The organism is Labrys sp. KB_33_2 (genome assembly GCF_052114505.1).
Classification (GTDB): Bacteria; Pseudomonadota; Alphaproteobacteria; order Rhizobiales; family Labraceae; genus Labrys.
On record NZ_JBFREW010000001.1, the window covers coordinates 136,884 to 149,592 of the forward strand.

The 12,709-nt window shown below is 62.4% G+C and carries 14 protein-coding genes; 8 read left to right on the forward strand and 6 right to left on the reverse strand.

The window, feature by feature from the left end; translation table 11 throughout:
* Positions 1 to 24: 24 nt before the first annotated feature.
* Both AB4037_RS00650 and AB4037_RS00655 read right to left on the reverse strand, forming a co-directional pair.
* Positions 25 to 561, reverse strand: a complete 537-nt coding sequence (locus AB4037_RS00650; protein ID WP_434957994.1) for a flavin reductase family protein — start codon at positions 559 to 561, stop codon at positions 25 to 27.
* A 164-nt stretch (positions 562 to 725) separates the two neighbouring features.
* Positions 726 to 2,138, reverse strand: a complete 1,413-nt coding sequence (locus AB4037_RS00655; RefSeq protein WP_441770192.1) for an acyl-CoA dehydrogenase family protein — start codon at positions 2,136 to 2,138, stop codon at positions 726 to 728.
* Between the two features lie 354 nt (positions 2,139 to 2,492).
* On the opposite strand from AB4037_RS00655, the gene AB4037_RS00660 reads away from it, so the two are divergent.
* From AB4037_RS00660 to AB4037_RS00670, 3 genes are all read left to right on the forward strand, one after another.
* Positions 2,493 to 4,205 carry an APC family permease gene (locus AB4037_RS00660; protein WP_441770193.1) on the forward strand — a complete coding sequence of 571 codons (1,713 nt, stop codon included), beginning with the start codon at positions 2,493 to 2,495 and terminating at the stop codon, positions 4,203 to 4,205.
* Between the two features lie 95 nt (positions 4,206 to 4,300).
* Positions 4,301 to 4,543 (forward strand): hypothetical protein, encoded by a 243-nt coding sequence (locus AB4037_RS00665; protein WP_441770194.1) that lies wholly within the window; start codon positions 4,301 to 4,303, stop codon positions 4,541 to 4,543.
* Positions 4,544 to 4,602: 59 nt separating this feature from the next.
* Positions 4,603 to 5,892: a hypothetical protein gene (locus AB4037_RS00670; protein ID WP_441770195.1), complete on the forward strand. Its 1,290-nt coding sequence runs from the start codon at positions 4,603 to 4,605 to the stop codon at positions 5,890 to 5,892.
* Positions 5,893 to 5,926: 34 nt separating this feature from the next.
* Here AB4037_RS00670 and gcvA read toward each other — a convergent pair whose 3' ends face one another.
* Complete coding sequence (gene gcvA / locus AB4037_RS00675; protein ID WP_441770196.1) at positions 5,927 to 6,835, reverse strand: transcriptional regulator GcvA; 909 nt, start codon at positions 6,833 to 6,835, stop codon at positions 5,927 to 5,929.
* Between the two features lie 248 nt (positions 6,836 to 7,083).
* Here gcvA and AB4037_RS00680 point away from each other — a divergent pair, with 248 nt between their 5' ends.
* Together AB4037_RS00680 and AB4037_RS00685 are read left to right on the forward strand one after the other, a co-directional pair.
* Positions 7,084 to 7,692: a LysE family translocator gene (locus AB4037_RS00680; protein ID WP_441770197.1), complete on the forward strand. Its 609-nt coding sequence runs from the start codon at positions 7,084 to 7,086 to the stop codon at positions 7,690 to 7,692.
* A 138-nt stretch (positions 7,693 to 7,830) separates the two neighbouring features.
* Positions 7,831 to 8,064, forward strand: coding sequence for a tautomerase family protein (locus AB4037_RS00685; protein ID WP_441770198.1), 234 nt, complete (start codon positions 7,831 to 7,833; stop codon positions 8,062 to 8,064).
* A gap of 11 nt (positions 8,065 to 8,075) precedes the next feature.
* Here the strand turns inward: AB4037_RS00685 and AB4037_RS00690 are convergent, their stop codons facing one another.
* Positions 8,076 to 9,059, reverse strand: coding sequence for an aldo/keto reductase (locus AB4037_RS00690; RefSeq protein WP_441770199.1), 984 nt, complete (start codon positions 9,057 to 9,059; stop codon positions 8,076 to 8,078).
* Positions 9,060 to 9,173: 114 nt separating this feature from the next.
* Here AB4037_RS00690 and AB4037_RS00695 point away from each other — a divergent pair, with 114 nt between their 5' ends.
* Positions 9,174 to 10,070, forward strand: a complete 897-nt coding sequence (locus tag AB4037_RS00695) for a LysR family transcriptional regulator (protein WP_441770523.1) — start codon at positions 9,174 to 9,176, stop codon at positions 10,068 to 10,070.
* Positions 10,071 to 10,080: 10 nt separating this feature from the next.
* Here the strand turns inward: AB4037_RS00695 and AB4037_RS00700 are convergent, their stop codons facing one another.
* Together AB4037_RS00700 and AB4037_RS00705 are read right to left on the reverse strand one after the other, a co-directional pair.
* Positions 10,081 to 11,514, reverse strand: coding sequence for a DEAD/DEAH box helicase family protein (locus AB4037_RS00700; RefSeq protein WP_441770200.1), 1,434 nt, complete (start codon positions 11,512 to 11,514; stop codon positions 10,081 to 10,083).
* Positions 11,511 to 11,753, reverse strand: coding sequence for a DUF3297 family protein (locus AB4037_RS00705; RefSeq protein ID WP_149253800.1), 243 nt, complete (start codon positions 11,751 to 11,753; stop codon positions 11,511 to 11,513). The genes AB4037_RS00700 and AB4037_RS00705 overlap by 4 nt, the downstream gene beginning before the upstream one ends.
* A gap of 307 nt (positions 11,754 to 12,060) precedes the next feature.
* Between AB4037_RS00705 and AB4037_RS00710 the strand changes: the two genes are divergently transcribed.
* Together AB4037_RS00710 and AB4037_RS00715 are read left to right on the forward strand one after the other, a co-directional pair.
* Positions 12,061 to 12,258, forward strand: coding sequence for a hypothetical protein (locus AB4037_RS00710; protein ID WP_434957984.1), 198 nt, complete (start codon positions 12,061 to 12,063; stop codon positions 12,256 to 12,258).
* Positions 12,259 to 12,502: 244 nt separating this feature from the next.
* A complete protein-coding gene (locus AB4037_RS00715; RefSeq protein ID WP_149253802.1) occupies positions 12,503 to 12,682 on the forward strand; it encodes a hypothetical protein in 180 nt (59 codons plus the stop codon).
* The last annotated feature ends 27 nt before the right edge of the window (positions 12,683 to 12,709 follow it).

A 12,709-nucleotide genomic window follows, 5' to 3' on the forward strand; every position in this document is an offset into this window, starting at 1 on the left:
CCGAATGATTGGCGATATGCAGTCCTATTGGGCTTCCTCTCCCAGCACCCGGTAGCGGCCACCGAAGAAGAGCAGCGGCTCGCCTTCGACATTGTGCTCCATGTCGACCACCCGGCCGACGATGATGCGATGGTCGCCGCCCTCGTACTGGGCGTGATGCAGGCAGTCGAAGGCCGCCATGGTCTCGGGCAGGATCGGCGCTCCAAAGCGCCCTGCCGTGTAGGCCACGCCCGTCCATTTGTCCTGGTTCTGCCGGGCGAAGCGGGCGGAAAGGGCGCGTTGTTCCTTGCGCAGCACGTTCACGCAGAAGCCCGGCGCTTCCAGGAAGGCCGACAGGCTGCGCGCCGTGTTGGCGATGGAAAACAGCACCAGTGGCGGATCGAGCGAGACCGAGGAAAAGGAATTGGCGGTGATGCCGATCAGCCCGGCGGTCGGATGGGTGGCCGTCACCACGGTGACGCCGGTGGCAAACAGCCCGAGTGCCCCGCGAAAGCGCAGCGGATCGATGGATTCCTGGACGATATCCGCCGTCTCCGGCTTTTTTGCAGAACCCTGGACCATCTTGCCTCACACCCTTACCGTCGCCGGCGCTTGCGCGCCGATCCCGGTATACTCCGGATTCGCGTGAATCCGGGAGGCCGCTCGACGCCGTCGTCGCTCTGCCGGCGAGGGCATCATGACGGACCGCACGTCCCGCCGAGGATCGCGTCATAGGGGCCCCCATCTTACGCCGTCTTCCGAATGGCTGGGGGATTGATTTCCGCCAGTAGCCGCTCGGCCAGAGCGCGCTTGGCGTCCACATCCATCTTCTTGATCTCGTTGTTGAGAACGCGCTCGTTGATCGAGGTGTTCCAATAATCGACCGCCTCGAAGCCGAGCAGCGAGGTCTTGCCGACAAATTGGCGCAGTACCTCGTTGGTGGGCCCCATCACCCAGCCGGCCTTGGCGTCGCGCAGATAGCGCTCGATCTGCAGCTCGGGCTTGTAGCCGGTGCCGCCGCAGGCATGCAGCATCTTGTCGGAAACGGCGGCAACGTTCTTGGCGGCAGCGAATTTCAGCTGCCAGAGCCAGTGCAGCAGGCCGGCACGCGGCAGGAAGGACACATCGTTCTTGTGAACGGACCAGTCATTGTTGCCGGTGGCGTCGTCCAGCGCCTTGGCGATGAGGAAATCCATCGAGCGCACCACGTTGGTGTCGATGATGGCTTCGCCGACATAGTCCTGAATGGTGGCGTAGTCGGCCACCCGCATGCCGACATCCTTGTGGGTCTTCTTGGTGGTATGGGCCTTGGCGATGTCGATCATGCCCATGGCGATGCCGCTCCAGCAGGCGGAGGAGCAGAGCAGGAAGAAGGGATCGACCACCTCGTCATTGGAGCGCGCGCCGTCCCCGATCGGGCCGACCAGACGGTTGCGCGGCACCACCTTGTTGACTTCCAGCGGGCCGGACTGGTTGCCGCGCAGGCCGAGGCCGTTCCAGCTGCCGGGATCGTTGGTGATCTCGTCGCCGAGGATGAGGAAACAGGAGAGGTCGGCGTAATTGCCGTTGAAATTGGGAGAGGTCGTTTGGACGATGTACCAGTCGGCAAAACCGCCGGAGGTGGTCCAGGACGCCTTCTTGCGGACGTGCCAGCCTTCCTTGGTCTCCTCGACGCTGGAAGAGATCGGATACCAGAAATGCGAGCCGGTTTCCGGATCGGAATAGGACAGCGTCCCGATCAGGCAGTCCTTGTCGAGACGGCGGAGGATGTCCTTGAGGGCCGCATTGTCGTGATGGCGCAGCAGGGCGGCGGCGACGGCGCCGGTATGCATGGTATAGCACATCGCCGTGGAGGCGCAGCCATAGCGGGCGATGGTCTCCACCACCATGGCGACGCAAATATGATTCTCGCCCTGGCCTCCGAGCTCCTTGGGCACGATCAGACCCAGAAAGCCGTGCTCGGCCAGGATCTGGAAATTCTTGCGCGGATAGGCGCGGTTCCTGTCACTTTCGATGGCGTTGGCGCGCATCTCCGTCTGGCACAGCTCGATGAGCTTGGCCTGCAACGTCTTCTGGCGCTCGGTCAGCATCCATTGCGGATCCCACTCGAAACCGAGGCCCCAGAACGGCTCATTCCCCCACATCTTGCGTGACGACATATGGGCATCCTTCGAATGGTTCGGTCCCATGCTTTTTACTCGCATGGTGACAGATGAAGTTTCCAGAGAAGAAACAAGTTTGTCCAGCAGGAAATTTTATCGGCCCGGATTCTTTTTGCAGGACGACGTTTGCATCGTTTTGGCCGGAATGCGCGAATGCTCAAAAAATAAGCAAAAAACCGTCATTTGAGAAGGAAACGCAGAAAACTAAAGGTTGACGCTTCCTGAGAGTGTGTCACTCTTCACTCGCAGGAAAAAAATAGAGACGGTGGGTGAAGACGAGAGCCGTTATGGAACTCTCGCAGCCAGTACCGCCCCAGCATCCAGTGCATTCGATCAGATCCGGGGAACACAATGACGGCGACAACTGACGCAAACACGAGCGCGAGCGGCGACAGCCAATTGCTGCGCCATATCGATTGGCGAGGAGCCTTCTGGGTTGCAAGCGGCGTGCCGCCGCTGGTGCTGTTCTCGATCGGCGGCATCGCCGGCACGACGGGCACGCCGGCCTTCCTGATCTGGACGGCCTCCATGATCATGGGCTTCATCCAGTCCTTCACCTATGCCGAGATCGCCGGCCTGTTTCCCAACAAATCGGGTGGTTCTTCCGTCTATGGCGCCACGGCGTGGCTGCGTTACTCCAAGTTCATCGCGCCCTTGTCGGTATGGTGCAATTGGTTCGCCTGGTCGCCCGTGCTGTCCCTCGGCTGCTCGATCGCCGCCGGCTATATTCTCAATGCTCTCTTCCCGATTCCGGTCTTTACGGACAGTTCGCCCGAAGTTTTAGCCTATATCGCTGCCCATGCCGGCACGGTGCCGGCCGATGCGATCACGGCAGTGACGGCGGCGGCGACCCCGGCGATCCGCACCTGGACGCTGTTCAGCCATACCTTCCCGCTCTTCGGCTTCTCCCTCAATTCGGTCTTCTTCATCGGTGCCGCGCTGATGCTTCTGACCTTCGCGATCCAGCATCGCGGCATTCTCGGCACCGCCAACACCCAGAAGATCATCGGCCTGGTCGTGATCATCCCGATGCTGATCGTCGGCATCGTGCCGATCGTCACCGGCCAGATCAATTGGGCCAACTATTCACCATTGGTGCCGCTCGCCACGGCCTATGCGCCGGCGCCGGGTAGCTGGAACGTCGCGGGCTGGACCCTGGTGCTCGGCGGCATGTTCATTGCCGCCTGGTCGACCTATGGGTTCGAAACCGCGGTCTGCTACACCAGCGAGTTCAAGGACCCGGGCCGGGATACCTTCAAGGCCATCTTCTATTCCGGCCTGCTGTGCATGCTGCTGTTCATCCTGGTGCCCTTCACCTTCCAGGGCGTGCTCGGATTGAACGGCATGCTCGCTACCCCCATCGTGGACGGCTCGGGCGTGGCGGCAGCCATGGCCGACATGGTGCATGGCGGCGCCATCATCAGCCAGCTCCTGGTCATGCTGATGATCCTCGCACTGATCCTGGCCATCATGACCGCGATGGCCGGTTCCTCCCGTACGCTCTACCAGGGCTCGGTGGATGGCTGGCTGCCCAAATATCTGAGCCATGTGAACTCGCACGGCGCTCCGACGCGGGCGATGTGGACCGACCTCATCTTCAATCTGCTGCTGCTCGCCATCGCCGCGGCTGACGCCACCAGCTTCTTCTTCATCCTGGCCGTGTCGAATTGCGGCTACATCATCTTCAATTTCCTCAACCTCAACGCCGGCTGGATCCATCGCATGGACAATGGCCACATCAACAGGCCCTGGAAGGCGCCGACCTTCGTCATCGCCATCGGTGCCATCTTCGCCTATGTGAATGCGATGTTCATGGGGGCGGGCGCGAAGGTCTGGAATCCTCTGGCGCTGTGGGCCGGCCTTTTTACCGCCGCCCTCATCATCCCGGTGTTCTGCTATCGGCACTATATCCAGGATGGTGGCAAGTTCCCCGAGCATATGCTCGACGACCTCGGTCTACGGTCCGTCGACCTTCAGCAGAAAAAGGCTGGCATCCTGCCCTATCTCACGCTCGTGGCCGGCCTGGCGGTGGTGCTACTGGCGAACTGGTATTTCGTTCTCTGACAAGGCCGCATGGGCTCGATCATACACGGGGCGCTTCGGCGCCCCGTTTTACGTTTGAGGTGGCTGGCCTGCGATCAAGCCCGATATTGTTCCAGTTGAGCAATGCCGATCCGCGCTATGCCGGCGAGGTCGTCGGCGCTGGCGCCGTCCTGCGCCTGCACGGACATGCCCTGGACCAGGGCGCCGAGGAAGCGCGCGAGAGCGGCGAGGTCGGTCTCCGGCTTAAACCTGATCCCAGGCTCTTGGGGCCCGAACCCGAGATGATTTTTCGAGCCCGCGATAACAAAGCCACTGGTAATCCCGGAGGCCAGTATCAGGCGCCATGTGCGAACAAGTGAATCTGGCTATATTTGTTTGGAGGGTGGAGAGTTCTGACAGGTAAGGGCTGAGGATTGGCATGGGCGGCGAAACGACCCAAACTCGAGATCATGCGGGCGGCTCCTCTATTTTCTTCTCCCGCGACAGCGACGCCGAACAGGATCGCCTCATCGGTGATTTCCGTGATTTTATTCGGAGCAGCGTATCCTCGCTCGAGCCGGTCCTTGAGATCGGTCCGAGCTACAGGCCCGTGCTGCCGAAATCGCGAGGCTTCAATGTCGAGACAGTCGACCACGCCGATCAGGAGACGCTGCAGCGCATATACATGGCACACGGTGTTGATGTTGCCCTGATCGAGACCGTCGATCACGTGTGGACCGGCGGCCCGATATCGGCCCTCACCGGCGAAGGACGGTTCAACCTGGTCCTTGCTTCTCACGTCGTGGAACACACGACCAATCTTGCCGGATTCCTCGTCGACTGCATGGCTTTGCTTTCGCAAGGTGGCGGGCTGGCCCTTATCGTTCCTGACAAGCGATATTGTTTCGACTTCTTTCAACCCACGACCGATATCGCCAAAGTCATGTCGGACTATAGGAGAAACCGCTCACGTCACACCTTCGAGGCTTTTTATCGCTGGGGAACCAATATCGAGGTCCTTTCGGGCGATAGGGCCGATATTGCCTGGGGGCAAGGGTGGGTCAAGGACTTCGCCTTCGCTGCTTCCTTTGATCGCAATCGTTGCTCCACTGCCGAGGCGTCATCAGCGGCACCGGATTATGTCGACAGCCATGAATATTATCTGACGCCATCGGCGTTGGCTCTGATTCTGCTGGAATTGCGTCAATATGAAATTCTGGATGCAACCGTTGAAACGCTCACGCGGGCACGGGGCTGCGAGTTTCTCGTCATGCTCAGGAAAGGTGGCGGTATGCCGCTGTCGGAGGAAGCCTATCAGGCCATCCGCCGCCGCCTGCAGCTTCAACGCATTTGGGAGCAGATGGAAGCCTGGTCCATGTTCGGGCCCCTTGTAAAAGACGAGGAAACTGTGGCGCCGGCAATGCCGGCCGACATGGCCGCGCTCCATGTTCGAAGCCGGAGTTCTGGCTATAGGGCTTCCAAAGAGGGAACCGCCGTGGATTGGGTCGAGCATCTCCCAAGCCTGGAGGCCCACATTGCAAAACTGGAAGCTTATATTGGGGATCTGGAGCCTCGCAGTGCGCGTCTGGAAGCTCAAATCGACATTCTGCAGCAGGAGAATGCCCAGTTGCAGCGGGTTACATCGCTCATGCGGGGGTCCGCGAGTTGGCGATTGACGAAGCCGCTGCGTGCCGTCTCCGCGCAACTCAAGCGATTAAAAATGCGCTGAGATCGGCAAGTGAGCTGGAAGTCTGTGATGTGATCTACGCGCCCTGAATCGCGAGATGGGCCGTGGTGGCCTTGGCTTCCGCCAACAGCCAGTTGCGGAAGAGGGTGACCTCCGGCCGTCCGGCGACGGTGCGGGGATAGACCAGCCAATAGCTGTAGTCGTTGGGCAGGATCGTATCGACCGGGCGTACCAGGCTGCCTTCCTGCAAGGCATGCTCGGCGAGGAAGAGCTTGCCGAGTGCCATGCCCTGTCCTTGCGCGGCGGCTTGCAGCAGATGACTATGATCGTCGAAGGCATGTCCCGCGGCAATGGTGGCTTCGGGCAGGCCGGCATGGCGGAACCAGCGCGACCACGCGTCCTTGGGCGTGTCGTGCAGCAGATGGCTGGCGAGCAGGTCCGAAGGCGTGCAGGGGGAGGGCAGATCTGCCGCGACCTTCGGACTGCAGACCGGGCTGAGTGCTTCCTGCGCGATCAGATCGGCCTTGAGCCCCGGCCAGCGGCCGAGGCCGGAGCGGATGCCGAGATCGAAACGATCCTCGGTGAAAGCCCATGCTTCCGGCGAACTCGTCAGCTTCAATTCGACATTGGGATGGCTCTGGCGAAAGCGCCCGAGCCGGGGGACCAGCCAACAGGTGGCGAAGGAAGGCAGCACCGTGATGCGCAGGGGGCCGTCACGACGGCCGCGCAAGCGCTCGGTTACCGCGGCCAGCCGATCGAGCAACTCGCCGGCTTCGGCAAGAAAAGTGCGCCCGGCCTCGGTCAACCGCAAGGCGTGGCCAGAGCGCTCGAACAGCCGCACGCCCAGCCAGGTCTCGAGCTGGCGCACCTGATGGCTTATCGCCGTCTGGGTCACGCATAGTTCGTCGGCGGCCCGGGTGAAGCTGAGGTGCCGGGCACCGGCCTCGAAGGCGCGGACAGCCACAAGCGGCGGAAGGCGACGCATGCTCGATGAATCCAGTTCATGGAGGCGGTGAAAATAGATCGTTTTGTCGGGCCCGAAAAGTGGTGTTTCCATCCCCTAGAGCAAAGTGCGTTCAAGCGTGAACGCCCATTTGCTCCAGCTCCCTGTTCCCAAGCCAATCCGTAGGATTGGCTGGAGCGTCTTTGCGATTCTTGATGATTCCACCAAATCGCAAAACGCTTCAGTGCACCGGCGCCTCGCCCGGTTCGGCTCGTTGAAATGAGATCGCCATGCTCGTCTGGAATGTCTGGATTCTCTTCGTCGGTTACGCGGTGCCGCTGGTCATCAGCCCCGGACCGGGCAATACCGTGCTCACCGCCATGGGCGCCCAGCATGGCGTGCGCGGTTCGGTACGCTTCTGGGTGGGGTTCGAGATCGGCAATCTGGCGCTTTGCCTGATCTATGGCTTTGGCCTTGGCGAGGTCGTCCGCGCCCATCCCGGTTTCGCATTCGGGCTGAAACTGGCGGGCATTGCCTATCTCCTCTATCTGGCCTGGAGCTTCTTCCGGTCGGCGAGCCATGCCGCCAGTCTGGAGCGCAGGCTTCAGCCGCATCTCGGCCTCGTCGACGGCATCCTGGCCGTTGCCGTCAATCCCAAGATCCATTCGATGGTTCTGGCGATGTTCACGCAGTTCCTGGATCCGGCCGCCGGGGTCACCAGCACCGTCATCCAGCTCACGACGGGCTTCGTGCTGATCTCGGTGCTCTGCCACTTCCTATGGATCTATGCCGGCGCCAGCCTGCTCGGACGCTTCCGCTCCGAGCGCGCCCAGCGGACCCAGGGCTGGGCCTTCGGCACCTGCATGCTGCTGGTCGCGGCCTTTACCGCGATCAATTGAGGATCGGTGCGATGGCGCGTTTTTCCGCCCTCCGAGACGGCGCCCCGTAAGGGGCCCTGGCTTGGCCGGCTCAACCGGTCTATGAGCGCTGCTGGAATCGTGCCTGTATTCGCCGGGCACCGGAAAGCGGAGAGAGCCATGCCCCACATCATCGTGAAGATGCTGCCCGGCAGATCCGAGGACCAGAAGCGCAAGCTCGCCGACGCCTTGACCCGGGCCGTGATCGACAGCCTGAACAGCCACGACAAGTCGATTTCGGTCTCGATCGAGGATGTGCCGGAGGACGAGTGGACCCAGAAGGTTTATATCCCCGACATCAAGGACAAGCCGGACCTCGTCTATAAGAAGCCCGGCTACGACCCGCTCGGGTAAGCCAATAGCGCTCAGCGATCCACTCGCGCCTGCAAATGCGCCGGATATCGATCACCCTGCACGGCAATCCCGGAGACCGCCGCTTCGATCTCGGCGAGGTCGGCCGGCGACAGTTCGATGTCGATCGCTCCGACGTTCTCCTCCAGCCGATGCTGCTTGGTGGTGCCGGGGATCGGCACGATCCACGGTTTGCGTGCCAGCAGCCAGGCCAGCGCGATCTGCGCCGGCATGGCTGATCTCTGTTTCGCCAGCTGCGTGAGCAGGTCCACCAGCACCTGGTTTGCCTTGCGTGCCTCCGCAGAGAAGCGCGGCACGATGGTGCGGAAATCGCTGCTGTCGAAGCTCGTGCGCTCGGTGATCGCCCCGGTGAGGAAACCCTTGCCGAGCGGGCTGAAAGGCACGAAGCCAATGCCGAGTTCCTCGAGTGTCGGCAGGATCTCCCGTTCGGGCTCCCGCCACCACAACGAATATTCGCTCTGCAGAGCAGCGACCGGCTGAACTGCGTGAGCACGCCGGATCGTCTTCGCGCCGGCCTCCGACAGGCCGAAATGCTTGACCTTGCCCTCGCGGATCAGATCCCGGACGGTGCCGGCGACATCCTCGATCGGCACGGCCGGATCGACGCGATGCTGGTAGAACAGGTCGATGCGATCGGTCCTGAGGCGGGTGAGGGCGGCCTCGGCCACGGCCCGGATGCGCTCTGGGCGGCTGTCCAGTCCGGCTTGGACGTCGCCGTCCTTGAAACCGAACTTGGTGGCGATCACGACATGGTCGCGGAAGGGCGCCAGAGCCTCGCCGATCAGTTCCTCGTTGACGAAGGGGCCATAGGCCTCGGCCGTATCGAAGAAGGTGACCCCCCGCTCCACCGCTGCACGGATGAGAGCGATGCCGGCCTGCCGTTCGACGGCCGGCCCATAGCCATAGCTGAGCCCCATGCAGCCGAGGCCGATGGCCGAGACCTCCAATCCGCCGTGTCCAAGAATGCGTCTTTGCATGGTTTTCGTCCTGTTTCGTTGTGTTGGTTCCATGTGCCGCGGACTCTAGGCCAAGGCGGAGCTTGCGATTAGGCGGATAAATCGGCATGTAATCATGAGGAGAGTTCATGAGTGATGCGCGAGAACCTCAACGATCTGGTTGCCTTCCTGGCCGTCGCAAGAGCACGCAGCTTCACCCGGGCCGCGGCACAGCTCGGCGTCTCGCAATCGGCTCTGAGCCATGCCATGCGTGGCCTCGAGGAAAGGCTGGGCCTGCGGCTGTTGGTCCGCACCACGCGCAACGTCGCGCCGACCGAAGCCGGCGAGCGCCTGTTGTCGAATCTCGGGCCGCGCTTCGAGGAAATCGAGGCCGAACTCGCAGCCCTCAGCGCGTTTCGCGACAAGCCGGCCGGCACGATCCGCCTCACGGCGGGCGAGCACGCCGCCGAAACCGTGCTCTGGCCCGCAGTGGAACGTCTGCTGCCGGCCTATCCGGACGTTCATATCGAGATCATCGTCGACTACGGTCTCACCGACATCGTGGCGGAGCGTTACGATGCCGGCGTGCGGCTCGGCGAGCAGGTCGCCAAGGACATGATCGCGGTGCGGATCGGTCCAGACATGCGCATGGCGGTGGTCGGATCGCCCGCCTATTTTGCCCGGCGGCCGAAGCCGGTGACGCCGCAGGATCTCACCGCTCACCGCTGCATCAACATGCGGCTGCCGACCTATGGCGGCCTATTCGCCTGGGAGTTCGAGAAGGAAGGGCGTGAACTCAAGGTGCGGGTCGAGGGGCCGCTGGTCTTCAACAATCTCGCCTTGCGCCTGAAAGGGGCATTGGGCGGCCTGGGGCTCGCCTATGTTCCGGAAGACGCCGTGCAGGATTTGATCGCACAGGGCAGCCTCGTCCGGGTGCTCGACGACTGGTGCGCTTCTTTTGCCGGCTACCATCTCTATTATCCGAGCCGCCGCCAGGCGTCCCCGGCTTTCGCCGTGCTGGTCGAAGCCCTGCGCTATCGGCGCGGGCCGTGACTGGCCGAGACTATCGCGCTTCGGCGGCTTCCTCGATCACCCCGGCGATGGCATCGAGCATGGCGGTATCGTCGCCGGCCATGCCGTCCATGTCGGCCATGCGGCCGATCACGGTGGCGGCGATGTTTTCCTCCACCGTGTTCTCGGCATAGGCGTAATAGATCACCGCGCGCTGGCCGTCGCGATGGCAGCGTCCTTCGATCTGCTGGAGCTGGATGGCGCTGTGGCGCATGTCGTGCACCACCAGCGAGCGCTCGCGTTCCCCGCCCGGCATTTCGCCGCGATGGAGGGAGATCGCCTCGGTGACGGTGAACACCACGGCATCGAGTTCGCCGCGCTGGAAGGCAAGGCGCACCGCCTCGTTGCGTTCGCCGCTCTGCGTGCCGTTGATGGCATCGACGCGCCAGCCATGGCCCCGCAATTTCTCGACCAGGAGGGCACTCGTCTCCAGGAAGGCGACGGATATGGCCACCTGCTGGCCGTTGCCGATCAGGTCGTCGGCGAAATCGGCGGTACCGGCAATGCGCAGCAGGCTGCCTTTCTGGCGAAAGCGCAGATCGGCAGCCCAGCCCGCCGCCCGGCGCGTCGAGCCGCCGGCCAGCCCGAGTTCCCGGCGGAATTCGCGCCAGGTTGCCTCGTAGAGACGCCGGCTTTCGGCATCGAGTGCGGTCGGGGTCACCTCGCGCTGCACTTCCGGCCATCCCGCGATCTCTTCGGGGCGACGGCGCAGGCCGATGGCATCGTGTCCCTTGTAGAGCAGGGAGGACATGGTACGGCGGTCGTCCTCGTTGGGCTCCCAGGACCAGTTCTTCCAGCGCCCCTTGGCGCGCCCCATCCCGAGCCGCTTCATCAGGGCCCGAAAGCCGTCGAGATCGCCGCTAAGGCCTTCGCCCTTCCTCTTGTCGTCTTCTCGTGCGAGCAGGCGGGCGAGATAGGAGAGTTCATGCGGCGCCTGGCCGGCTGTGGCGCTCATATAGAGCGTGAAAGTGGCAGCCGCCGCCATTTGGCGGCACACCAGGCCCTGCTGCGAGTTGGGGTTGCGGATGCGATGCGCCTCGTCGATGACCACCAGTGGCCAGATGCGCTTGGGCGTACCGAGCTTGGCGAGCTCGTTGTTCTTGGCCCGGGTCGAGCGCTTGGTGCTGGTGGCGGGCGGCGCCATCAGCGTCTTCGTGCGCTCGAAATTCATCACGGTGACCGCCTTGGCCGGCAGGCCGGCCTGCGCCATGGTCAGGCGCCATTGCGGGATGGCGCCCTTGGGGCAGATCACCAGGATCTCCGGCTCGGGCATGGCGCTCAGCGCCAGCCAGGCCGATAGCGTCTTGCCGAGACCTGTCAGATCCCCCAAGAGAAAGCCCGGCCGCCCCGCGCGCCGGGCGGCGAGGATTGCTTCAGCAGCCTCGATCTGGTGCGGGCGGGGGACGAGTCGGGGCGCGAGAGTCACGCCTCGTCGCGGAAATAGGGTTCGACCGTGCCCTTGAGCTTGATGGTCAGGGGATTGCCGCGCCGGTCCTTGGCATTGCCGGCCGCGACCCGGATCCAGCCCTCGCTGACGCAATATTCCTCGACATTCGTCTTCTCGGCGCCGTTGAAGCGGATACCGACGCCGCGTTCCATCAGAGCCTGGTCGAAGAAGGGGCTGTCGGGATTGGAGGCGAGGCGATCGGGCAGGGTATCGGTCATCTTTTGTCTCTCCTGGAGCAAGGAGCGTCATGACGCGACGCTTCATTGCTCGGTCTTTTCGTTTCGACGCGTCCTTGCATTTCCTGCCGTTACCGGCAAATCGCAAAACGCTTGGGGATGTCGAATGCCGGATTAGCTCCCCGGGCGCCGAAAGCCAACGGCTGATGTGAATTTTATCCAATAGGACATGCCTTTCGCGGAGAAAGGCTGGCCGCATTCCATTCCGGCTCCGGAGCAAAAAGCGTTTCTACCGAAAGGCGCTTTGCTTTAGGGAGGGCTTATCGAAATTGAATGAAGGAGTGGCGCGATGGATGATCGGCCCATGAAGAAGGCTCGCATGCTCGCGGAGATCGCCAGCATCCAGAAGCAAGCCAAGGTCCTGGCGGTGCAGAAGAATCGCGGCGCCCATTACGAGCGCCTGGCTCGAGAGGCGGAAGAACGCGTGGCCAAGCTGCGTGAATCGATCGCCACCATCGAGGCGGAGCTCGCTGCCGCCAAGCAATGAGCTATATCGGCATTGAGGCGGCAGGGTGCTGCAATCAGCGGCACAGCCTGCCTGCGAAGATGTCAATTGCGTTGCGGATTTATGTCAGGAATGCAATATTGCATACGTGTTGAGCGAATTGGCTAAGAATTCGCCATAATCGGCCAGTTAGCCATGCGAGCCATGCAATTCGGCATTGCGACGATGTATGTTGCACCGCAATATGAGAAGGTGGATACTCCCCAACAACAAAGGAGTAATCATCATGATTTTCGCAAGCATCATTGCTTATTTCAAGGACCGCATGGCCAAGCAGGCCGAGTTCCTGCGCCTGCTCGACGAGATCAACAGCCTGTCGGACCGCGATCTGCGTGATCTGCGCGCCGACCGTATGGAGATGATCCGTCACGCTCGCCAGCAGGTCTACGGTGCCCAGGCTGCCTGAGCACCGCCTTCCGTCGACGGACGAATT